The 23,162-nt window shown below is 53.4% G+C and carries 22 protein-coding genes; 19 read left to right on the top strand and 3 right to left on the bottom strand.

The window, feature by feature from the left end; all coding sequences use genetic code 11:
• Positions 1-65: 65 nt before the first annotated feature.
• Genes QTL79_RS14120 through QTL79_RS14105 form a run of 4 tightly spaced genes read left to right on the top strand, consistent with a single transcriptional unit; the run spans position 66 to position 5,774 of the window.
• The gene (locus QTL79_RS14120) at positions 66-1,427 is read left to right on the top strand and encodes a PP2C family protein-serine/threonine phosphatase (RefSeq protein ID WP_346355612.1); all 1,362 of its coding nucleotides are present in this window, start codon (positions 66-68) and stop codon (positions 1,425-1,427) included.
• Positions 1,424-2,599 (top strand): ABC transporter substrate binding protein, encoded by a 1,176-nt coding sequence (locus QTL79_RS14115; protein WP_346355611.1) that lies wholly within the window; start codon positions 1,424-1,426, stop codon positions 2,597-2,599. The genes QTL79_RS14120 and QTL79_RS14115 overlap by 4 nt, the downstream gene beginning before the upstream one ends.
• 26 nt (positions 2,600-2,625) lie before the next feature.
• On the top strand, positions 2,626-5,010 hold the full coding sequence (locus QTL79_RS14110; protein WP_346355610.1) for an MFS transporter: 2,385 nt from the start codon (positions 2,626-2,628) through the stop codon (positions 5,008-5,010).
• A gap of 47 nt (positions 5,011-5,057) precedes the next feature.
• Positions 5,058-5,774 (top strand): hypothetical protein, encoded by a 717-nt coding sequence (locus QTL79_RS14105; RefSeq protein WP_346355609.1) that lies wholly within the window; start codon positions 5,058-5,060, stop codon positions 5,772-5,774.
• Between the two features lie 80 nt (positions 5,775-5,854).
• On the opposite strand, the gene QTL79_RS14100 is transcribed toward QTL79_RS14105, so the two are convergent.
• Positions 5,855-6,151, bottom strand: a complete 297-nt coding sequence (locus QTL79_RS14100) for a DUF4405 domain-containing protein (RefSeq protein ID WP_346355608.1) — start codon at positions 6,149-6,151, stop codon at positions 5,855-5,857.
• 196 nt (positions 6,152-6,347) lie between these two features.
• On the opposite strand from QTL79_RS14100, the gene kdpF reads away from it, so the two are divergent.
• The 10 genes from kdpF (at position 6,348) to QTL79_RS14050 (ending at position 18,027) form a co-directional block, all read left to right on the top strand.
• A complete protein-coding gene (gene kdpF, locus QTL79_RS14095) occupies positions 6,348-6,440 on the top strand; it encodes a K(+)-transporting ATPase subunit F (RefSeq protein ID WP_346355607.1) in 93 nt (30 codons plus the stop codon).
• Positions 6,441-8,144: a potassium-transporting ATPase subunit KdpA gene (kdpA, locus tag QTL79_RS14090; protein ID WP_346355606.1), complete on the top strand. Its 1,704-nt coding sequence runs from the start codon at positions 6,441-6,443 to the stop codon at positions 8,142-8,144.
• Positions 8,145-8,155: 11 nt separating this feature from the next.
• Positions 8,156-10,189, top strand: a complete 2,034-nt coding sequence (kdpB, locus tag QTL79_RS14085) for a potassium-transporting ATPase subunit KdpB (RefSeq protein WP_346355605.1) — start codon at positions 8,156-8,158, stop codon at positions 10,187-10,189.
• Positions 10,190-10,205: 16 nt separating this feature from the next.
• Entirely contained in the window at positions 10,206-10,529 is a 324-nt protein-coding gene (locus tag QTL79_RS14080) for a helix-turn-helix domain-containing protein (RefSeq protein WP_346355604.1), read from the top strand.
• On the top strand, positions 10,520-11,110 hold the full coding sequence (gene kdpC / locus QTL79_RS14075) for a potassium-transporting ATPase subunit KdpC (protein ID WP_346355603.1): 591 nt from the start codon (positions 10,520-10,522) through the stop codon (positions 11,108-11,110). Before QTL79_RS14080 ends, kdpC begins: the two co-directional genes overlap by 10 nt.
• 109 nt (positions 11,111-11,219) lie before the next feature.
• Positions 11,220-13,907, top strand: a complete 2,688-nt coding sequence (locus tag QTL79_RS14070) for an ATP-binding protein (protein WP_346355602.1) — start codon at positions 11,220-11,222, stop codon at positions 13,905-13,907.
• Between the two features lie 17 nt (positions 13,908-13,924).
• The gene (locus QTL79_RS14065; protein ID WP_346355601.1) at positions 13,925-14,605 is read left to right on the top strand and encodes a response regulator; all 681 of its coding nucleotides are present in this window, start codon (positions 13,925-13,927) and stop codon (positions 14,603-14,605) included.
• 96 nt (positions 14,606-14,701) lie between these two features.
• Positions 14,702-15,445 (top strand): NADPH-dependent oxidoreductase, encoded by a 744-nt coding sequence (locus QTL79_RS14060; RefSeq protein WP_346355600.1) that lies wholly within the window; start codon positions 14,702-14,704, stop codon positions 15,443-15,445.
• Positions 15,446-15,632: 187 nt separating this feature from the next.
• Entirely contained in the window at positions 15,633-17,360 is a 1,728-nt protein-coding gene (locus QTL79_RS14055; RefSeq protein ID WP_346355599.1) for a sensor histidine kinase, read from the top strand.
• Position 17,361: 1 nt separating this feature from the next.
• The gene (locus QTL79_RS14050; RefSeq protein ID WP_346355598.1) at positions 17,362-18,027 is read left to right on the top strand and encodes a response regulator; all 666 of its coding nucleotides are present in this window, start codon (positions 17,362-17,364) and stop codon (positions 18,025-18,027) included.
• Positions 18,028-18,097: 70 nt separating this feature from the next.
• Here QTL79_RS14050 and QTL79_RS14045 read toward each other — a convergent pair whose 3' ends face one another.
• Positions 18,098-18,688 (bottom strand): hypothetical protein, encoded by a 591-nt coding sequence (locus tag QTL79_RS14045; protein ID WP_346355597.1) that lies wholly within the window; start codon positions 18,686-18,688, stop codon positions 18,098-18,100.
• A 142-nt stretch (positions 18,689-18,830) separates the two neighbouring features.
• On the opposite strand from QTL79_RS14045, the gene QTL79_RS14040 reads away from it, so the two are divergent.
• The gene (locus QTL79_RS14040; protein WP_346355596.1) at positions 18,831-19,247 is read left to right on the top strand and encodes a 2-thiouracil desulfurase family protein; all 417 of its coding nucleotides are present in this window, start codon (positions 18,831-18,833) and stop codon (positions 19,245-19,247) included.
• Positions 19,244-20,077 (top strand): PhzF family phenazine biosynthesis protein, encoded by an 834-nt coding sequence (locus tag QTL79_RS14035; RefSeq protein ID WP_346355595.1) that lies wholly within the window; start codon positions 19,244-19,246, stop codon positions 20,075-20,077. The genes QTL79_RS14040 and QTL79_RS14035 overlap by 4 nt, the downstream gene beginning before the upstream one ends.
• A 49-nt stretch (positions 20,078-20,126) precedes the next feature.
• Here the strand turns inward: QTL79_RS14035 and QTL79_RS14030 are convergent, their stop codons facing one another.
• Positions 20,127-20,879, bottom strand: a complete 753-nt coding sequence (locus QTL79_RS14030) for a hypothetical protein (protein WP_346355594.1) — start codon at positions 20,877-20,879, stop codon at positions 20,127-20,129.
• Between the two features lie 187 nt (positions 20,880-21,066).
• Here QTL79_RS14030 and QTL79_RS14025 point away from each other — a divergent pair, with 187 nt between their 5' ends.
• From QTL79_RS14025 to QTL79_RS14015, 3 genes are all read left to right on the top strand, one after another.
• On the top strand, positions 21,067-21,306 hold the full coding sequence (locus QTL79_RS14025; protein WP_428845484.1) for a helix-turn-helix transcriptional regulator: 240 nt from the start codon (positions 21,067-21,069) through the stop codon (positions 21,304-21,306).
• Complete coding sequence (locus QTL79_RS14020; protein WP_346355593.1) at positions 21,293-21,904, top strand: hypothetical protein; 612 nt, start codon at positions 21,293-21,295, stop codon at positions 21,902-21,904. Before QTL79_RS14025 ends, QTL79_RS14020 begins: the two co-directional genes overlap by 14 nt.
• Before the next feature lie 211 nt (positions 21,905-22,115).
• Complete coding sequence (locus QTL79_RS14015; protein ID WP_346355592.1) at positions 22,116-23,153, top strand: HD-GYP domain-containing protein; 1,038 nt, start codon at positions 22,116-22,118, stop codon at positions 23,151-23,153.
• The last annotated feature ends 9 nt before the right edge of the window (positions 23,154-23,162 follow it).

Genomic DNA, 23,162 nt, shown 5'->3' with positions numbered 1-23,162 from the left:
TTCGCCAAAGGCGAAGAAGATAAAGAGCATCTTGGCAGAGAAGGTACGGAGGGTGGAAGGTCGCTATGTTTAAAATCATGAGTTCGTTACTGAACACGGCTTGCGTGATGAGCGTCATCGCTTATTTTTTGACGCGCACGCAATTTTATTCGAATATCCTGGAGAAAAAGAAAAGTCGCAGGCAGCAAGCGCTGCTGGTAGCTGTATTCGGTTTGTTTTCTCTCTACGGCGCGTTTAACGCGATTCCGTTCTACGGCGGCTTGGTCAGTCTGCGCCCGACGGGGCCGATTCTGGGCGGTTTGATCGGCGGACCGTGGGTCGGCCTTGGCGTCGGCCTGATCGGCGGAATTGACCGCTTTCTTCAGGGCGGCGCATCGGTCTGGTCGGCGACGCTGGCTACGGTACTGGCGGGTTTATTTGCCGGACTGTATGCCGCATGGCGCAAGAAGGACGATTTGGTGAGCGTGACGGAAGCCGTTTCTTTTACGGTATTCTATGAGATGTTTGCTTCAGGTCTGACTTTCCTTTTCCTGGCTGATTTTGCGAAGGCACTGGCGATCGAGCAGGGAATACGTCTGCCGTTGATCATCGGCAATGCTATTGCGGTTGCCACTTTTATTTTTATCACGAAGAACCTGATCGCCGAACGAAAGAATCAGGAAACGAAAAAACGGATTGAAAGTGAATTGCAGGTCGCGCGTAATATTCAGATGAGCATGGTGCCGAAAATTTTTCCGGCTTTCCCCAATATAAAGGAACTCGATATCTACGCATATTTGTCGCCGGCCAAGGAAGTCGGCGGCGATCTGTATGATTTCTTTTTTATCGACGATGACCATTTCTGCTTTTTGATCGGAGATGTCTCCGGCAAAGGCGTTCCGGCCTCACTCTTCATGGCGGTGACGAAGACGCTGATCCGGGCGAAGGCGAGACCGGGCATCGGCAGTGAAGAGTTGCTTTTCAAGACTAATAGCGAACTTTGCCGCGGCAACGAGGAAACGATGTTCGTCACGATGTTCTGCGCCATCCTGAACATAAAGACCGGCGAGGTGACCTACAGCAACGGCGGACACAATCCGCCGTACCTGCACCGTGCCGACGGTAGCCTGAATGCGATTCCCTGTACGCCGGGCGTGGCGCTCGGCATCCTTGACGATTTTAGCTACGACCAGCAGGAGCTGCGCTTAGAACCGGGCGATCGCTTGGTGATCTATACCGATGGCGTGACCGAAGCGCAGGCGGTGAACGAAGAGCAGTTCACAACGCTGCGCTTGGAGCAGGCGATTCAAAAGTGTCCTTCGAGCGGCGCACGGACCGTCGTCAACGAGATCGTCGAAGCGGTCGAGACGTTCTCAAATGGTGCGGAACAATTTGACGACATCACGATCCTGGTTCTTGAATACCGGGGCACGGCTGACGAAGCGTGAATAGGAAAAAGAGGACGCTCTGGCTTTTTCTTGGCGTGACGCTCTGTCTTTTCACCGCAGGCGCTCTTTTGCGTGCGCAAGCGCTGCCGGACCAGAGCGGACAAAGCAAGCTGCCGCTGAAGGCAGCGCGCGTCGCTTACTGTGAGTCCGGCGAATTCGCCAACTATGCCAGTACCTTGGCGGGGTTGGCGGAGGGTCTGCAGGAAGCGGGTCTGATCGGCAGTACGCAGGGGCTGCCGTATCAGGACGGTCAGTCGGACAGCCGCAGCATCTGGAACTGGCTGGCGGCGCAGCCGAGCGGCGCGGCGCTGGCGTTCGTTCCCGATGGATACTACAGTTTCGCCCACCGCAGCAAAGAGGAACAGACGGCGTTACAGGAAGAGATTATCGAACGGCTGAACCGGGGCGACATCGATCTGCTGATCGTGATGGGAACGCAGGCCGGGCAGGCGCTGGCGAATAACCGCCATCATGTGCCGACGTTCATCTTTTCCACCAGCAATGCGGTGCAGGCAGGGATTATCTCTTCGGCGACGGATTCCGGTTACGAACATGTCTGGGCGCATATGGATCCGGCGCGCTATCAGCGGCAACTGGAAGTGTTTCATGACCTGATTCCTTTTAAAAAGTTAGGCCTGGTCTATGAACCGTCGCTCGATGGGCGGGCGTTTGCCGCGGTGGCCGATGTGGAGAGCGTCGCAGAAAAACGAGGCTTCACGCTGGTGCGTGCGTTCGTCAGTGACCGGCAGGCGAACAAGGAAACCTTCCGGCGGGAAATGCTTGCTGCGCATCAGTGGCTGGCAGATCAGGGCGTGGACGCCGTCTACAGCACATTGTACTTTGACCGCGATATCAGCCGCATGGCCGAATCATTCGCGCCGCTTTATGCGAAAAAAATTCCGGTCTTTGCCCAGCAGGGTGCGGCCGAAGTGAGGGCCGGAGCGCTGCTCAGCGTGTCGCGGGCCGATTTTCGCGGCATCGGTCGCTTCGGCGCACAGGCGATGCGCGAAGTCCTGCAAGGTAAAACGCCGCGTCAGCTAGCGCAGGTCTATGAGAACACGCCGAACATCGTCTTAAACATGGAAGTGGCGGAAAAAATCGCGTATGCGCCCAGTTTCGACATCTTACTGGCCGCCGATAGGATCTATTCGTCGATCGACACAGCAAAATAAGAAGGCGAAGGCAGGAGGAGAAACGTTTGCAGCGGCAAAGAATGTTGTTGATATTTACGGCGATCGCTGTGCTCATCACTGTCGTCGTCCTTGGTTTCAGCGGTTGGCTGAACATACTTTCCTTCAAGAAGAACCACGTCGATTCGCTGGTGGCCGGTTATGCGGTGGCTGGCGGTGAAACACGGCGGGAAATCGAATATGCGCTGCGCTACGGCAAACCCGTGACCAACTTTTACGGGATGCAGGAGCTGCTCGGCAAAACGGCCGCGTATGCGCCGGGATTGGAAAATATCCGGCTCGCCTTGCCGGACGGTCGAGTCTTATATGGCATGCAGGTCGAAGACACGGGCCTGCGATTGCCGCCAGCTGTCGTTGCGAAACTCGATTTTCAGCAGGAACGCGCAGCGCGCGATTATGCCTATGTGCTGCAAGAAAAGGACTATCACCTGCTTTTGCCGGTACGTGATCGGCAAGAAAACTGGGTTGCCGTGCTCGATATGAGCTTTGCGGCAGCGGATGTCGATGCAGAGGCCGAGCGGCAGATGGGACCGATCATCCGCTCGATGCTGCTAATCGCGGCAGCGGCGGCTTTTTGCCTGGGCGCACTGCTGTGGCTGGTTCCGCTCTGGGCTGCGGACGGCTCTTTCCGGCGCAAGAGAATTCTGTTTCTTTTCATCGCGGTACTGGGCGCAGCGCAACTGTCGTATGCGGCGGCCAGCACCAGCACTTTCAAGACGGCCTATCTCGCTATCGCGCAGAAGAATACGCTGCTCTCCGCGGCGATCATCCAACAGGACGTCGACCGGGTAATCGGCATGGGCGTGCCGTATCAGCGTTTGCGCGGCGTCGATGAATGGCTGCAGCGGATCGTCCGATCGGTGCCCGAATTGGAGACAATCTACCTCTCGGACGCGCAGGGACAGCTTTTGCACGGGAGCGCGGCGGCAGCGCCGTCAGGCGAAGCGGCTTTTCAGTACAGCATGCCGCTGCGCCCGGATCGAAGCGGCGTCGAGGCACAGCTGCATGTCGTATTGTCCAAGGCTTATGTCGAGGACAAGGTGAAGAACATCCTGCTGGATGCACTGACCGTCTCGCTGATTTCGTTCTTCTTCATGGTGGAGGTGGTCTTGTTTGTACTGCGTTTGCTGAAGCTGAAAATGGATGATTCCGAAACGGAAAGCGGTGGTGCGGCCGATCCGAATATGATCCGCTCGCTGGCCTTTTTATTTTTCCTTGCCACAGACATGTCGATCTCCTTCATTCCGATGCAGATGAAGAATCTGCTGCAGCCGCTTTGGGGACTGTCAAAGCAGACGCTAATTGCGTTGCCGATTTCCGCTGAGATGCTCTGCGCCAGCCTTACGGCGATCTCGACCGGTTTTATCATCGACAAACGGGGTTGGCGCTTTCCTTTCTTCGTCGGCGCGGCAGTCCTCTTCGTCGGCGTCTTGCTGTCGGGGTTGGCGAGGAGCGGCGAAGTCTTTATTTTGGCTCGGGCCTTGGTTGGTACTGGTTTCGGCTTCGCCTGGATGGCAATGCGCGGCTATGTGGCTGCGAGTCCGGCGGCTGCAGCTAGGGCGAAAGGTTTTGCGCAAATGAACGCCGGTATTTATGCCGGCAATATTTGCGCTTGCGCCTTCGGTGCGCTGCTCGCAGAACGACTCGGTTACTCCGGCGTGTTTTTCGTGGCGCTCGGCGTCGTTGCAATGACGGCTGTCTTTGCGCTGTGGCTGGTAAAAGATCCGGACAAGGCGGATGTAGGCAAGCAAGCGGTTGCAGTGCCTGGCAAGACCACGCGCCGTTGGCGCGCTTTCTTTGGCGATGCAGGCGTCGTTGGCGTGATGCTATTTATCACAATTCCGTCGGCACTTTGCCTGACCGGTTTTTTGAATTATTTCTTTCCTTTATACTCGAACCAGATGGGATTGTCGCCGGCCAATATCGGACGGGCGTTTATGATTTATGGGATTTGCATCGTCTATCTGGGACCGGTGATGGGGAAAATCATCGCCCGCAGCAATAATATCGCGCGTTTGATTATCGTCGGCAGCTGCGTCGGCGTGAGCGCGCTGCTGATCTTTTCCTGGCAGGGAGCGATGGCGGCGGCCATAGCGGCGGTCGCGCTGTTCGGCATTGCCGACAGCATCGGCTTTATTGCGCAAAATACGTTTTTGCTTACGCTGCCGGCAACCAAAGCGTTTGGCGAGGGCAAGGCGCTCGGCTTTTTCAGCATGACGAAGAAACTGGGGCAGATGCTCGGACCGGTTGTTTTCGCCTGGTCGGCTGGATTGGGGCAGGCTGCAGGAATCGGCTGGATCGGCGTTGCTTATTTTGGCGCTGTGCTGGTCTTTCTGTTGTTAATCAAAGAGAACTTCCGTAAAAATAGTTTTTCGGAAAACCAGAGCCGGTAGAGAACCGGCAAGATAGGCCGGAACAAGAAATGTAAGGATGAAGGTAAATGGAAAATTTAAAAACAGGCGTAATAAAAAATCGGCGGGATGGCCTGTCGTATTCCTACGAAATGAAACAAATTGGCTTGGAGCAGTTGACGCAGGTGCAAGCTCTTCATAATGAAGTGATCGACAGTTTGCCGGATGCGGATTTATGCTGGCGCTTTCCGCTCGATCATCTCACGCGGTATCTGGGCGAAGACGGCGTAACGGTCGGCGTGTTTGTCGCAGAGAGGCTGGTTGGCTTTCGCGTGCTCTATTTCGCCGGCGAGCGCGATGACAATCCCGGTTTGGATCTGGGGCTTGCGCCAGAAGAGCTGGCGCAGGTCGCCCATTTGCCGCTCTCCAATGTCCATCCGGATTATACCGGCAATGGCCTGCAAAAAACAATGACGCTTTATGCGGTCGCTATCGCGGAGCATATGAGGCCGTTTTATTATTTATGTTCGAATGTGTCGCCGAAAAATTATCCCAGCATGGCGGAAAAATTTGCGATCGGCATGCGGGTGGCGGCGTTAAAGGTGAAATATGGCGCGTTTTGGCGCTATGTCTTCTGCCGGGATATGCGGCAAGCGTGGAAAGTGAACGAAGAAAGTGCGCTGCTTGTCGAAAGCGAAGACTGCGCCAGGCAGACGGAACTGCTGGCGCAGGGCTACTGCGGCGTCCGTCTGGAGCGAAGCGTCGCGGGAACAAAGATCGTCTTTGCGCGGCGTCTGCCTGAATGAGCGCTGAGACGCTGGTTTGAGCAGAAAATTGAAAGGGCCGTCGCAAAACAGCATGCTGTTTTGCGACGGCCCTTTCTTTGTCAAGACGCCTGCTTCTTTGGCTGAAGGTACGAACGCATCGGTCTCCAGTTGAGTCCAAGATGGACAGCGCCGGCAAGGATGAAGAGATAGCCGCCCCATTCGTGTGCGACTTTGGGGTAGAATGATTTTTGCCGGACCGGAGCGGCTGCATTTTCGCTGTTTGGCGCAGCACTCGCGACCGATTGAATTTGAACCGTTGCAGCGCTTGCCGGAGGTTTGCCGCCCGTCAATTGGATGCCGGTGATGGAAACAAGAATAAAGGCGAGCGCTAAGATGATCGACGTGATTTTTCGCAAGTGAATTCCTCCTGTCAAATGGATTCTGTAGTTAGCATAACAAAGAAAAATTAAATGAATCTTAGCGGAAGATTAAAATACGGTTAGAAAAAGTCGTCTTTATACTTTCTTTATATCTGGCCGGACAATCTTTACCCTATCTTTATGTGGCCGGTGGTAGTATCAAAATATACCGATTATATCTGCGCAAGGAGGCATGGCTATGAATGATTTTTGGCTCGGAGGAATCATTACCGCCGGACTATTGGTTTATCTCTTGTATGCATTAATGAAACCGGAGGAATTTTAAATGATTAGTGATATTGCAGTTTTTATTCTGTATCTGGCAGTGCTTATTGCATTGGCGTTGCCGCTTGGACGCTATATGGCAAAAGTGCTGGAAGGAGAACGCACCTGGCTGGATCCGCTGTTGCTGCCGGTTGAAAGGTTGATTTACCGGATTTGCGGCATCAAAGCGGACGAAGAAATGAACTGGAAACAATATGCCGCAGCGTTTGTCGTTTTTCATGTCTTTGGTTTGCTGGCTATTATCGGTTTACAAATGGGGCAACATTTTTTGCCGCTAAATCCGCAGCAATTGGGGCCGGTGCCTTGGGATCTGGCGCTCAATAGCGGCATCAGTTTTTTGACCAACACGAACTGGCAGGCTTATGCGCCGGAAGCGACGACGAGTTATCTGACGGAGATGGCCGGCATGACGGTGCAAAATTTTGTTTCTGCCGTATCGGGATTGGCCGTCGCAACGGCGTTGATCCGTGGCCTGACGCGTAAGCAAACGAAATTGCTCGGAAACTATTGGAAGGACATGGTACGCGGTACGCTTTGGATTATGCTGCCGCTCTCCATCGTATTCGCGTTGCTTTTCGTGCAACAAGGCGTTATTCAAAATTTGTTGCCGTACCAAACGGTGACGACGCTCGAAGGAGCTGAGCAGACGCTCGCGATGGGGCCGGCCGCGTCACAGGAAGCCATCAAGATGCTGGGCACCAATGGCGGCGGCTTCTTCAATGCGAACTCGGCGCATCCGTTCGAAAATCCGACTCCTCTGACGAATTTCCTTGAAGCGTTGGCCATTTTTCTCGTGCCGACTTCTTTAGTGTTCATGTTTGGGCATTTGGCGCGGGATAAGCGGCAGGGTTATGCAATTCTAGCAACAATGTTATTGCTTTTCTGTGTAATGCTGAGCCTTCTGTACGGCGCGGAACGGTACGGCAATCCGAATCTGGCTGCGCTGGGACTCAATAGCGCCAGCAGCATGGAGGGCAAAGAGGTGCGTTTTGGACAGGCCGGTACGGCGCTCTTCAGCGTCGTTACCACCGCAGCTTCCTGCGGCGCGGTCAACGGTATGTTTGACAGCTTTACGCCGCTCGGCGGTCTGATTCCGATGCTGCAGATCATGCTCGGCGAAGTTATTGTCGGCGGCGTCGGCGCGGGTTTTTACGGTATGATGGTGTTCGTTGTTCTAACCGTGTTTATCGTCGGTCTGATGGTAGGGCGGACGCCGGAATATCTCGGAAAAAAAATTGAGGCATTTGAAATGAAAATGGCTACGCTGGCCATTTTGATTCCGGCGACCTCAATTCTGGTCGGCACGGCTGCTGCCTCGGTACTCGACGTTGGCACCGCATCGCTGAACAATGCCGGACCGCATGGCCTAAGCGAGATGCTGTATGCCTACGTGTCCTGCACCGGCAACAACGGCAGTGCGTTTGCCGGACTCAATGCCAATACGCTCTTTTACAACCTGAGCCTGAGTGCAGCATTGCTGTTAGGTCGGTTTGGCGTTCTCATTCCGGTGTTGGCAATTGCCGGCAGTATGGCTGAGAAAAAGATAGCGCCGCCCAATGCGGGAACGTTTCCGACGCATGGGATGTTGTTTGTCATACTCCTAGCTACGATGGTGATTATCGTAGGTGCGCTGACGTTTTTGCCGGCGCTGGCGCTTGGGCCGATCGTTGAACATTTGTTGATGCTGCAAGGGCAGCAATTTTAGGGGGAAATAGCATGAAAAAACAATCCGGTTTTGACAGCAAGATGATTGGGGCTGCGATTGTCCAGTCCTTCGTGAAGCTGGATCCGCGCGTCCAGTTCCGCAACCCGGTCATGTTTATCGTTATGATCGGCTCGCTTGTGACGACTGCAATGCTGCTGCGTGATCTGCTGCAGGGCGGCAGTACGCAGGTCGGCTTTGAATTGCAGATTGCGGTATGGCTCTGGTTTACGCTGCTCTTTGCCAACTTTGCCGAAGCATTGGCCGAAGGACGCGGTAAAGCGCAAGCCGATGCGCTGCGCAAGACGCGAACCGAGACAAAGGCCAAGCGACTGAAAGGCGATAAGGTCGAATGGGTCGATGCCGCCAGTCTTAAAAAGGGAGATATCGTTCTGGTCGAACCGGGCGATATCATTCCAAGCGACGGCGAAGTGATCGAAGGCGTTGCTTCGGTTGACGAAAGCGCGGTTACCGGTGAATCGGCCCCGGTCATTCGCGAGTCGGGCGGCGACAAGTCTTCAGTGACCGGCGGTACCAAACTGCTCTCCGATTGGCTCAAAGTACAGATCACCGCCAACGCGGGCGAGACGTTTCTCGACCGGATGATCAGTCTGGTTGAAGGCGCGAAACGGCAAAAAACGCCGAATGAAATTGCCTTAACGATTTTACTGGTGGGACTTACGTTTATCTTTCTGATTGCGGTCGCGACGATTGAACCGTTTGCCGTATACTCCAATACGACGATTTCGGTCATCGTATTGATTGCGCTCCTGGTTTGCCTGATTCCAACGACGATTGGCGGTCTCTTGAGCGCAATCGGCATTGCCGGCATGGATCGTCTTCTGAAGCGCAACGTACTGGCAATGTCCGGTCGAGCGGTGGAAGCGGCCGGCGATATCGACGCGCTACTCCTCGATAAGACCGGTACGATTACGCTTGGCAACCGAATGGCAGCTGAATTTTTGCCTGCGCCGGGCGTTAGCGCCGAAGATATGGCCGATGCGGCGCAGCTTTCGTCGCTGGCCGATGAAACGCCGGAAGGTCGTAGCATTGTCGTGCTGGCCAAACAGAAATACAATTTGCGCGAGCGTGATATGGCAAAGCTGCATGCGCAGTTCGTGCCGTTCACGGCGCAAACCAGGATGAGCGGCGTCAACTTCAACGGGCGCGAGATTCGTAAAGGCGCGATGGACGCGGTGAAGAATTACGTTAATGAGCAGGGCGCGCTGATTCCCGATCAGGTGCAAGTCGATTGCGAGCGGATCGCCAAAAGCGGCGGTACGCCCCTGGTTGTGGCGGAAAAGAACAAGGTTCTGGGCACCATTTATTTAAAAGACGTCGTCAAGGGAGGCATTAAGGAACGATTCAAGGAATTGCGCCGAATGGGGATTAAGACGGTTATGATTACTGGCGATAATCCGCTGACCGCGGCGGCGATTGCGGCCGAAGCCGGCGTCGACGACTTCCTGGCTGAAGCGACGCCGGAGGCAAAGCTAAAATTGATTCGCGAATACCAGGACAAGGGCATGCTGGTCGCAATGACCGGCGATGGAACGAACGACGCTCCGGCGTTGGCGCAGGCCGATGTTGGCGTCGCGATGAACAGCGGTACGCAGGCGGCAAAAGAAGCCGGCAATATGGTCGATCTCGACAGCAATCCGACCAAACTGATCGAGGTTGTGGAAATCGGCAAGCAGCTGCTGATGACGCGCGGTGCGCTGACAACGTTCAGCGTCGCCAACGATGTGGCCAAATATTTCGCGATCATTCCGGCCATGTTCATGGGCGCGTATCCGGTGCTCGGCGTTTTGAACATCATGCACCTGACGACGCCGCAGAGCGCGATCTTGAGCGCAGTCATCTTCAATGCGCTGATTATCATTGCGTTGATTCCACTGGCCTTGCGCGGCGTAAAATACCAGCCGATGGGTGCGGACAAGGTGCTGCGTAAAAATCTGCTGCTCTATGGCGTAGGCGGCCTGATCGTCCCGTTCATCGGTATCAAGTTGATCGATATGATCCTGACGGCCTTGGGGCTGGCCGGATAAGAAAGGTTGGGATAGTATGTGGCAAGCGATTGGCGACACATTGCAGTTGTTGCGCCGGCAAAGAGGAATGACCAGCATACAGCTGGCAGAATGCGTCGGCGTCTCGGTGCGGGCCATCGAAGCGTATGAAGCGGACGTCTGGCGTCCGGGCCGAAAGACATTGCAGGCACTGGCTGAAGCCTTGGGCGTCGGAATCGAGGAAATAATCAAAGGCTGTGAATTGTTGTATACGGAGGAAGGAGAAATGCTGGTCGTCTGCCATACCGGCCCGCATAGCATCAAGGTTGTCGGGCGCGTTGCCGCGCCTTTAGGGCAAAAGGAGGAGAGAGCATGCAAATGATACGAAGTGGTTTTTGCCTGACCGTTGTACTTACGTTGCTGACCGGGCTTGTTTATCCTTTGGCAATGACCGCGGTGGCGCAGGTCGTCTTTCCGAAACAGGCCAATGGTTCACTGCTTGAGAAAGACGGCAAGCTGGTGGGCTCTTTATTGATCGGTCAAGGTTTCAGCCAGGATCATTATTTCATCGGTCGCCCGTCGGCTGCCGGTGAAAACGGCTATGACGCGACCGCTTCGGGCGGCAGCAATCTCGGGCCGAACAGTGAAAAGCTGATGACCGCGATCAAAGACAAAGTGAGCGAAGTTCGCGCGCAAAACGATTTGGCGAAGGAGGCGACGATTCCGGCTGATTTGGCGACATCGTCCGGCAGCGGTCTCGATCCGGATATTTCGCTCGACGGCGCTTATCTGCAAATTGATAGGGTCGCAGCGAAGCGCGGCTTGGCTCCGGGGCAGGTGCGAAAGCTGGTCGACTCGCTGGCCAAGGGGCCGCAGTTCGGTCTGCTCGGAGAAACGCGCGTTAATGTCTTGGAACTGAATTTGGCATTAGATTCCATTCAGGCAGGAAATCAGGTAAAATAAAAGCAGAGAAGAATAGCGCGTAAGGGCAGATGCAGATCTGCCCTTTTAACTGCATAGAGAAGCATTCGACGGAAGCTGTGGAAATGAGAGTCGAAGGGAAGTGGAGAAAGTGGGCATAACGGAGCAGCGACGCGATCCGGAACTGTTGCTGAAAAAGATACAAAAAGAAAGTCGCGGCAAACTGACAGTTTTTCTTGGCGCAGCCGCTGGCGTCGGCAAGACGTATGCGATGCTGGAAAATGCGCATGAACGCTTGGCGGAAGGCGTCGACGTGGTGGTCGGCTGGGTGGAGACGCATAAGCGTAAAGAGACCGAGGAGATGTTGTCCGGCCTGCCTGTGATTCCGGGCAGGCTGATCGAATACCGGGAAAAGATGCTGGCGGAGATGGATCTCGATGCGATTCTGGCGCGAAAACCACGCCTCGTGTTGGTGGATGAACTGGCGCACACGAATGTAACCGGAGCGCGGCATGTCCGGCGCTTTCAGGATGTCGACGAGCTTTTAAATGCGGGCATCGATGTCTATACGACGGTCAACATTCAGCATTTGGAAAGTTTGAACGATATCGTAGAGCAGATCACCGAAGTGAAAGTCAGGGAAACGGTGCCGGATTCGATTCTTGAGACTGCGGACAGGGTACAATTGATCGATATCCCGCCGGAGGATCTGATCAAACGCTTGAAGGAAGGCAAAGTATACGTGCCGGGGCAGGCGGAACGGGCGTTGAAAAACTTTTTCCGGCCCGGCAACATCAACGCGCTGCGCGAAATGGCGTTGCGCTTCACCGCGTATCGCGTCGACCAGCAGCTTAATGAATATATGCATGACCATGCGATCGAGGGACCGTGGTCGGCGGCGGAAAAAGTTTTGGTCTGCGTCAGCGCGAGCCCTTTTTCGGCGCATTTGATCCGCGTTGCCAAACGGATGGCCAGCGCAATGCGAGCCGAGTGGTACGCGATTCATCTCGATACGCCGCAGGGCAGCGGCGATGAGCGCGAACGCGATCGACTGTCGCGTAATCTGCGATTGGCTAGGGAATTGGGCGCGCATGTCGCGTCACTGCCGGCAGCCGACATGGTGAAGGAAATCGTGTCCTTTTGCCGTAAGGAAAATATTACGCATCTGGTGGTCGGCAAGCCGGTGCATAACCGGTTTTGGGAAATCCTCAAAGGCGGCGCTTTGGTAGATCGGCTGATCCGTAAGAGCGGCGGCATCCAAATCCATGTGATTCAGGGAAAACAATCGCAGGACTATGTGCCGAAGGTCGAGACCAGCGTCCGGTCTGCGGACGTCAACTGGAAGCAGTATCTTGGCGGTCTGGCGATGCTGGCGCTGATGAGCGCAATCAATTACGGCATGAAGGAACAGTTGGAGCTGCTCAATGTGGCGATGCTCTTTTTGCTGCCGGTGCTATTGAGCGCCGCCTGGTGGGGACGCGGACCGTCTTACGCAACTGCCGTTTGTACGGTGTTGGTTTTTGATTTTTTATTCGTTCCGCCGGTGCTGAGTTTTAGCGTTATGGATATCCGCTATATCTGGAGTTTCTTTATCTTTCTTCTGGTGGCCTTTGTTGCCGGCGGCCAGACCGAGCGTTTGCGCAGCGAAGCTGAGTTTGCCCGCCAGCATGAGCGGCGGACGCGTTCGCTCTATGAATTCAGCCGTGAAATAGCGGCGCAGGTGGAATTGGAACCCATCATCCGCGTCTTGGCGCAGAGCGCGGCTCAGGCGCTGGAATGCTCAGTTGCGGTATTGTTGCCGGATGAACGAAATATGCTAAAAATGAGGGCATGGGAAAAATTCGCTGATGCGGAAGCCGACATCATGCAGGATGCGAATGAACTTGCTGTGGCAATCTGGGCGTATGAGCATAACGAGGTAGCCGGACGTTCTACGGAAACGCTGCCGTCCGCCGCCTATCTGTACCTGCCGCTGAATGTCCGCGAGAAGACAATTGGCGTTCTGGGCTTGCATATGTCGGAAAACCGGGTTAACGCGGATCAGCGCCGACTGATTGAGGCGTGGGCTGCGATGGCGGCGATCGCAATTGAGCGGATTTATCTGACGACCGAAGCGAACCATGCGGCGCTGCTCGAAGAATCGGAACGACTGCGCGGCGCATTGTTTAATTCGATTTCGCATGAACTGCGGACGCCATTGGCGACAATCTTGGGCTCGGCGTCGACGCTGCTCGACAAGGAGATCACGTTGCCGGAGGCCGCGCAGAGCGAACTGCTGGAAAACATCCGGCACGGCGCGGGGCGAATGGAACGCGTGGTCAGCAATCTCTTAGATACGGCACGTCTGGAAAGCGGCGCGATGAAAATCAAACAGGACTGGTGCGACATCGAAGACGTGATCGGCGCGGCGCTTAAGCGACTGGAAGAAGCGGTGCGCCAGCGTACTATCGATATCAGCATTGCGCAAGGCATGCCGCTGGCAAACGGCGACTGCGTCCTTTTGGAACAGGTGCTGATCAATCTGATTGACAATGCGTTGAAATACTCGCCGGCCGATACGCCGATCGAAATCAATGCAACGCAGGAAGATAAGAAGATCATCGTGTCGGTTGCCGATTACGGTAGAGGGATTTTGCCTGCCGAACTGGAACATGTCTTTGAAAAATTCTATCGTGCCGCTGATGCGATCAAGATCAGCGGTACAGGACTCGGGCTCTCGATTTGCAAAGGAATCATTGAGGCGCATGGCGGGACGATCTGGGCGGCGAACCGGCCGGACGGCGGCGCGCGGATTAGTTTTGCGCTGCCGGTGGTAAAACAACCAGTGATACAGGTGTAACGACGGAGGTGTTCAGGATGGAAGGGAATCTTAAAGTATTGGTCGTGGATGATGAAAGCCAGATCCGGCGTTTGATCAAGGTATCACTTGAAGGGCATGGCTTTAAAGTTTTGGAAGCCGCGACAGGGCGGGATGGCCTGGAACAACTGATCGGCGTGAAACCGGACATCCTTTTGCTTGATCTGGGGTTGCCGGATACCGACGGCAAAGAAGTCATCCGCCAGATTCGCGAGTGGTCCGCGATTCCGATCATCATTTTGTCGGCGCGCGATCAGGAGGACGAAAAAATCGAAGCGCTTGATATCGGCGCCAATGATTATCTGACTAAACCGTTCGGCATCGGTGAACTGATGGCCCGTATCCGCGTCTGTCTGCGTCAAAGCCACGCCGGTGAGGATGAAATGCGGCTGCGCTGCGGCGAAATTGTCGTTGACTTGACCAAACATCAGGTCTTCGTAGCGGATTGCGAAGTCAAGCTGACGCCGACCGAATATGAACTGCTCAAAGTCTTGATGCAAAACAGCGGCAAGGTGCTGACGCACCGTCAACTATTGAAGAAGGTCTGGGGCGCGGAAAGCAGCGACACGCAATACATTCGCGTTTATATCGGCCAGCTGCGGCGCAAGATCGAGGCCGATTCCGCCCGGCCGCGTTATATCGTGACCGAATCCGGCATCGGCTATCGCATGATGGGCTGATAGTGAAAATGTATTCTTTGCCTGGCGGAAGGAATGTTGCGCTGCGCGGGGAATTAGTTCGATAAGAGCAATCGTTTGTTTTAGGGAGGGATGGCGATGAATGAGACGATCCGCGTAATGAAGAACCATCGCAGCATTCGTGAATATTTACCGAAGCCCATTCCCGATGAGGTGGTCGATGAACTGGTCGCTGCCGCGCAAGCCGCGCCAACTTCAATTAATAGTCAGGAAATCAGTTTGCTTGTGGTGCGCGATAAGGCGCTACGGGCGCAGTTTGCCGAAATTGCCGGCGGGCAGCCGTGGATTGCCGAGGCGCCGCTGTTCTTTGTATTTGTGGCCGATTTGTATAAGGCCAAATTGGCGGCGGACAAAGTTGGCAAGCCTCTCGTTATTCCCGACAGCGTCGAGGCGACGATTGCCGTTTCGATTGATGCGGGAATTTGCATGGGTACGGTGATTACGGCGGCCGAATCCTTGGGTCTTGGCATCGTGCCGATCGGCGGCATTCGTAATAATCCGCAGGCGGTCATCGAGCTGCTTGATCTGCCGGAATATACGTATCCGATCAATGGTTTGGCGGTCGGTTATCCGGCCAACCTTTCGCAGCAAAAACCGCGCATGCCGGTAGCTGCCTTCCGCCATGATGAAAAATATGACAAAGAGAAACTGCCGGCCTTGATTGACGAATACGATCAGTTAATGCAGCGCTACTTGAGAAACATTGGGCGCTATGAAATAGAGGGCGACTGGAGTCGCAACACGATGAACTATTATTCCCAAATTTATTTTCCCAAAGTGTATCCGACGATGCTGGCGCAGGGGTTCAAGAACGAAAAATAGAAAATAGAAGGGAAAGGCGTGGATGATGTTGAAAGTCCTAGTCTTTCCTCTTTTTTTTGCAACTGGGTATGATGCTGCTGGATAAGAAAATGCAACGTGTTTTATTAACTTATTTTACTAACGAACAAGCAAAAATGCGGTACAATCAAAAGGAAAAGTTTGCTGTGACCAAGGAGGTTTTTTCAGGGTGTCCGTGTTTGATATATACGCGCCGATTGGCGGTACTATGATTGGTAATTTACTCGTCGTTGCGATCCTTGAAGGCTTGGCGGTTTATTTTTGGCAATTTCGCAAGATGGCGGGCGCCAAGGCGCAGGTGGCCGCGCAAACAGGCAAGGCATTGTGGCTGCTGCTCTTGATCGGCGCTAAACTGCAGGAGGATTTGGCAGGCAAGCTTCTTTTAATCAGCTTGCAGCAAATTACGGCCATTTCACTAGCCTATGTCGGCTTTTTCTTTATCACGCAAATCAGCGGGCAGGACAAGACGATGCCGCGCTGGTTGCATCCGGTATTAGGCGGCATATTGGCGCTGGTCTGTCTGCTGATTGCGACGAATCCCTGGCATGGCCTGTATTGGACGGAACTGAGGCTGGAAGGCGAAACGTTGGTTGGCGTCAACGGCGTCTGGTCGCATGTGGCGGGGTATTATGTTTATCTCTTGTTTATCATTAATCTGGCGTTTGGGCTGCGTTGGGTTCTGACGTGCGTGGGCTCGCGTCGTCGTCAGGCCTTTGCGATCAGCGTGTTGCCGATGATCACGATTGGGGCGCATTTTGCGGCGAATCTTCCCGGCGAGCATTTTTTTGCGCCTACGGCGCTTGGTTTCTTGCTGTCCGGTTTGTACAGCATCGTGGTTTATCGTTGGTGGTTGTTCTTTACGATCTTGCCGGAAGCACAAGCGGCAGTCGTCGAAACGATGCTGGATGGGCTTTTAGTTGTCGATCAGGAAGGGTACATCGTCGAGATGAATCCGGCCGCCGAACGAATTTTCGCAGGCCTGCCAGCGCATAAGGGCGGAAAGATAAGCGATGTCGTTGCCGCATGGCCGGCGCTTGCCGCACTTGAACGGATGAGCGTTGAGCTGGTGCGTGATCTGCCGGAGGGAAAGCGCCATTACCAAGCGCATCAGACGCCGCTGAAAAATGCGACAGGACATTGCTTGGGACGCGTGATTTTGCTGCAGGACATTACGCGCCACAAGGAAGATCAGGCGAAGCTCGTCGAGCAGGAAAAAGCCCTGTCCGTTTTGATCGAACGTCAACGCATCGGCCGAGAGTTGCATGACGGACAGGGACAGGTCTGGAGCTATATCAATATGCAGGTGGAGGCCGCACTTTCTTTTCTTGCGAAAGACGAGAGCGGCAAAGCGGCTGCGCTTTTAAAAAAAGTGGCGCAAGCGACGCAGGATGTCCATGTTAATATCCGCGAATCCATTACCGGTTTGCAGACGAAGGGATTCAGCGAAAAAGGCTTTTGGCAGACGCTGCAGGAATACTTTTGCTGGTTTGAACAAAATTATCGGATCAAAATCGTTCTGCAAAGAGAGAAGGAAATGGCTGCGCCGCAGTTGGCGCCGACGGTTGAAGTCCAGCTGCTGCGCATCATACAGGAGGCGCTGACCAATGTGCGCAAACACGCCGCAGCTAAACGCGTCAAGGTGGAAATTTGGCAGGAGCGGGCTTCGCTTTTCATCGCTTTGAGCGACGACGGCTGCGGCTTTGACGTCGCACAGGCCGAGAAAAAGAAGAGCAGCTACGGCCTAAAAATCATGCAGGAACGGGCGGAGGAAGCGGGAATCCTATTCCGTCTCGACGCGAAAACGGGCTATGGAACGAAAGTGACGCTGCAGGCGCCGCTGAGCGAAAATGAACGTGAAACGGCCGATCCGCCAGAGTCTCAGACGGGGAGTGAGTAAGATGCGCGTGTTATTGGTGGATGATCATCCTCTTTTTCTGGAAGGGTTGAAAAATTTATTGCTGGCGAATGATATCGAGGTTGTCGGCGTTGCGAATGACGGCATAACGGCCGCGCTAAAGGCAAAGGAGCTGCAGCCGGATGTCGTGCTGATGGATGTGCAGATGCCGGTTGCGGACGGTCTCGAGGGTTTGCGGCGCATCAAACTTGAAATGCCGCAAAGCAAAGTCGTGATGCTGACGGTATCGAGTGATGACGCATATCTTTTTGAAGCGATCAAAGCCGGTGCAGCCGGTTATTTGCTGAAAGGCATGGCAAAAGAACCGTTTCTGGACGCATTGCAAAGTTTGGCCTCTGGCGAAGCGCCGCTTGCGCCGGGCTTGGCGGCGAAGGTGCTGCAGGAATTTGCCCGGCGTGAGCAAAGTCGCGCGACGGAAGTGAGCTTTCCCCGCAAGGCAGTGCCGCTCACAGCGAAACAGATCGAGGTGCTTACGCTGGTGGCCGAGGGAATGACGTATAAAGAAGTAGGCGAAAGCATGAACCTGAGTTTGGCGACCGTCAAGTACCATATGCGGGAAATTATGAATCAACTGGAATTGGAAAATAGGGCGCAGTTGATTGTGTATGCTACGCAATCGGGTTTGACGAAAAAGGAAGAAATTAAATAATGGAAAACGGATAAGAAAAAAGCCAAACCGAAAATGTTTCGGCTTGGCTTTTTAAAAATGTTGCAACCGCTTATTTTATCGGCAGACGGTTGATCAGCATTGCATCGGTTTTTACAAAGATCTGATCCAGTGCTTTGACGACGGCTGCTTTTGTACCGACGCCGCCGAAGACGGCACTGTTGTCAGCTGTTTCGGTGAATTTTCCGTTGTAGAGGTACTTATGACCTTTTACATCGATGATTTTGACGGGTACGGTCACCGTGGCCTTGACACCCTGATTAAACATAGAAATCCAAGAGTTCAGAATAGGCGGTTGAATTTCGGCGTAAACGATATAATCGATATTTTCTCCGGCAAAGGCTTGTAAAATATCATCGCGTTCTGCCATACTGATATCAGTGACGCCAACTTTATTCAGTTTGTCGACGAACTTGGGATCGTTTTGCAGAGTGAAGGACGTCATCTTGCCGTTGAAACGGTCGCTGAGGCTTTTGCTGAGTTCTGCGTCGTAGGTGCTTTTGGCATTGTTGATGTAGATCGTGGCGACAACCGGCTTGGCTGGCTTGGCGTCGAGCTCCGGTTGAGCCTCTTCAGCAAACGCAGTTGCTGAACCCAAGATGACAAAAAGGGAAAATAATACGGCGGAAATCCATTTTTTCATTGTCGGCGTACACTCCTTAGTTTTCATTGTTTTTGAATACAATACGTTTTCAATACTAACTATGTAAAATCCTTTCAAATAAAAAGAAAGAAAATGCTTTATTAACTTATCTTATTCCGCAAAAAAAAGGAAGGTGAACGAAATGATGATTGTCAGCGCCTGTTTGGCGGGCGTACGATGCCGGTATAACGGGCAGGCGTATCCGGTTCCTAAGGTCGTAGAATTGGTGGAAAGCGGGCAGGCGCTGCCGCTTTGCCCCGAAGTGTTGGGCGGTTTGCCGACGCCGCGCGCTTGCGCTGAAATGCTGCATGGCAAAGTTGTCACGCAAGACGGGACGGATGTGACTTCCTTTTACCTTGCCGGCGCGCAAACCGCGCTGGAAATCGCAACGCTCGTAGCGTGCAAAAAGGCGATTTTAAAAGCCCGCTCGCCAAGCTGCGGCTGCGACAAAATTTATGACGGATCGTTTGCCGGGCGCTTAGTAGAGGGAGACGGCATCTTCGCCGCGCGCCTGAAGGCACAAGGGATTGCGGTTTGTACAGAGGAGGAACTGGTGTGAGTGAGTGCGCTTTTTATCAAGTCGATGCGTTCAGCCTTTTGCCGTTCAAGGGCAATCCCGCGGCGGTGTGCCTGCTGGAACAGGAACTGCCGGACGCGACGCTGCAGGCGATCGCGGCGGAAATGAATCTGTCGGAAACCGCGTTTGTGCAGCGCTTGCCTGGAATGGACGACTGGCTGGCCGCCGCAACGTATCACTTACGATGGTTTACGCCGCTTTTGGAAGTGCCGCTCTGCGGTCACGCGACGCTGGCTGCTGCGAAGGTCCTGTTTGACGAATGGCAGCATCCGGCGGACCGGCTCGAATTCGCGACGCTGAGCGGGACTCTGCACGCAAAACGCGAGGCAGAAGGAATCGCGCTCGATTTTCCGCTCGACCGGCCGATCATGACGCAGGCATCGCCCGAGCTCTTGACGGCGCTGGGCCTTGTGAAATACGAGAAGGCGTTCTATGGAGAGCGTACCGGAAAATTAGTGCTGCAACTAGCCGATTCGGCGGCTGTTTATGAACTGCAGCCGGATTTTCTCCGCTTGAGCCGGACGCCGTTCTGTAAGGGCATTGCCGTTACGGCAAGAGACGGCGACCGCTATGATTTTGTCTCGCGTTATTTCAACCCTTGGGCCGGCGTGAACGAAGATCCGGTCACCGGGTCCGTACACACGCTGCTGGCCGCCTGGTGGGGTGAACAACTGAAAAAAACGTTGTTGCGGGCTTACCAAGCTTCGCCGCGCGGCGGTGAAATGCTGCTGCGTCATGTTTCTGCGCAGCGGCTCGAATTGATCGGCGATGCGCTGGTTGTTGCGCGCGGCAAAATGCAAACGGGTCAATAAAAAAGGCTGTCTCAAACGGACGTTCCGGTCTGTTTGAGACAGCCTTGCTTTATTGTTCGGCAGCGAGGAAAATGTACCAACCGCGCAGATGAAGGCGACTGCCGATACTGTCGGACTGTTGACCGGCAGACAGTTTTTCGCCGCGGTAGCCGGTCGTCAGCGTTAATGCTTTACCGATCTTACTTTTGATGCCGATGTTATAATCCTGATAACTTGCGTTTCGCCCGATTGACAGCGGCGTTGCTTCCGCAAAATAATTTAAGCCGCGTGCATGCTGCGTTTCCCAGGCGAAACCGACGCTAACGGCATCTCCGCTATGGCGTTCACGGCTGGTTATTTGTTGCGAGGTGTTTTGCAGCGTCGTTTCAACGAAATTGTGGTGGTAACTGTAGATAACAGAAAACTTTCCGCTTGGAAAAGGTTTTTCTTCCTGTACGCCAATCTGCCAGTGTTTCACGTTAAGTTCTGCGGCGACCTGATCCCCCGCGTTATGGGTGATGCCGCCGAGGGAAACTGAATGCGTCAAGGCGGCAGTACTCGAAAAGGAGGGAGCTTCATAGCGGATGAAGTAACGCGGCCCGTTTTCTTTTTTTAGACTGAACTTGAGACTGCCGAGCGCAGAGCGATCAAGGCCGAGATCCTGATGTGGCTGCAGGGTTGAGCCGTTTTTAACTTCACCGGAGAGTCGCGGTGCCCAATATTCACCATCCACGCGAAATTCGCTGGCGGCAAACGTTGTGCCGCTAGAGGCGCCCAGAAAAAGAAGTAGAGGAATGATCAATTTGTAAATGCGAGACAGCATAAAAAGCTCCTTTCTGATGATGAGTTCTATTTAAAAATGCGACACTGCAGGTCGACGCTACGCTGTCACATTGAAAACATGTCTAGTTTATTATACATTGACGGCTGTGAAAAGTAAAATAAATTTGACATTAAGATGTGTTTGTTATACATTTATAGCGTGGGAGAGAATAAATAAGGAGGCGGACATGACAAAATCAACGATGCAGTTGCGGATCGGAAATTGCCTGAATGTATTCAGAGCCAAACGCAAACTGACGCAAGAGCAACTAGCCAAAGAAATTGGCGTGACGCGCGCGACGATTATATCGATTGAAGGAGGCGGATATAATCCGTCACTTGAGTTGGCGTTTCGTATTGCCCGTTATTTTCAGGCGGATATCAATGAAATTTTTTCGGTTGAGGAGGATGAAAATGAAACGCTTTGATAGATGGACTTTAAAAGGATTTCTTTATACGTTGCCGCTTGTCATCGTCTACGGCATTGCATTACTGATCTTTGAACTGGAAGCGGCTGCAAAGACGAATGCGACGGCGGAGTTTTTCTATGATCTCTCCGGCGTGGTGATTGGGATGATGATGCTTATGGCACTTTATTTGGCGGCTCGCTTGTTATTTTCCGCCGCATTTCGCGAAATGGTGTTGATGAAGCTGACATTTGTGCCGGAACGTGATGAACGGGAAGTGCAGCTCAGCGCCAGTGCAGCGAAACGTACCTTATTGTCTACGCTGGCGCTGCTGCTTTTGCTCCTTTGCCTGTCGTGTTTTCAAATTGAAGTCGCGCCATTGCCGCCGGAACAAATGACGAACGGGCAGACAAAACAATTGTCATTAGGCATTAATTTTCAATTGCTGAATAATGGACCGCAGAAAGAAAGCGGACTTAGCTTTATTTCCTATACCGGACTGCCGTTGTCGGCGTCGGCGCTGATTGTCGGTTTGCTTATTTGGCAGGTGGCGGTATACAATTACATGATGCGCCGGTTGCTTAAGCTGGGAATGGGAAATTCGCATGACGGTTGTTGAACGTGGCCGTGCGTTGTTAAGTGTAGAGCATGGTCAAAAAAATAAGCGGGCTAGAAAATCTTGCTGCAAACATGCAGCGAGATTTTTTTGCCCGGAATTAAAATGCGAAAAGAAAGGGAAAGCAAAGAGGTGATGGAAGGAAATGGAATTGAAAGACAGAATACTTCATAGTAGGGAATGCTAAACGAGCGACGTGAAGGGAAGGAAGGCCATGCGGAAAGTCGGCCTACAGTATCTGCAGGGCAATGAACGACTGGGACGTGCGATCTTTGATGAAGAAGGTCGTATCTTACTGCGTGAAGGCGTCGTTTTAAAGCGCAGCTTTATTGAAAAATTGCTCAGTCTGGGCATTGGCAGCGTATATATTGAGGATGTACTGTCGCAAGGCATTGACGTGCAGGACGTTGTGGCGGAAGAAACGCGCCAAGAGAGCAAGAAAGCCATTGCCGAAACAATGCGCCGTTTTGTCCGTTGCGGCGAACTTTCTTTGAAGGGCGTTGTTGTCTCTGCGCAAAAGGTGATTGATGAAATTTTGCAGCAAAAAGAAGTGATGTTTAATCTGGTGGATGTTCGCGCCAAGGAAGACAGTCTGTTTTCGCACAGCGTAAATGTCTGCATTTTGGCGGTAATGACCGGCGTCAATATGGGTTACAATTTGATGCTGCTGAAAGAACTGGCGGCAGGTGCGTTGTTGCACGATGTCGGCATGCTGCAGATTATGAAAGAACTGGTTCCGGGCTCGGGGAAAATGGAAATTGATTGGGCGCGTTACCGTGAACATCCGAAGCTGGGGTATGATCTTTTGAATCAGCAATCGATCAGTTCCTACGTCAAAGTGATTGCACTCACGCATCATGAGAAATGCGACGGTTCCGGCTTTCCACTGGGCTTAAAAAGCGAAGAAATCAATGAAATGGTGAAAATCATCTCGGTTTGCAACGCGTTCGACTGCATCATTCACGGCAAGCGAGACCAATATGACGTACCGGCTTTTCAGGCGATCGAGTTTCTGGAGGCCTCGCGTCAACTATTTGATCCGCTGGTGGTTGATAAATTTGTACGCAATGTCTCGCTCTATCCGTCGGGGCATCGCGTCCGGTTAAACGACGGCAGACAGTGCATTGTGGTGAGACAAAACAATGGCTTTGCCTCACGTCCGGTGGTACGAGAACTGGAAGGCGCCGGGCAGAATGAAATCAATCTTTCAATTGAACTGACTCTTTTTATCGAAGAAGCCTATGAAGATTAGGTGGTGTGC

The sequence above is a fragment of the Azotosporobacter soli genome (assembly GCF_030542965.1).
GTDB lineage: Bacteria > Bacillota > Negativicutes > SG130 > SG130 > Azotosporobacter > Azotosporobacter soli.
The sequence above is the reverse complement of the archived record's forward strand: the minus strand, read 5'-3'. Positions and strand labels throughout refer to the sequence as shown.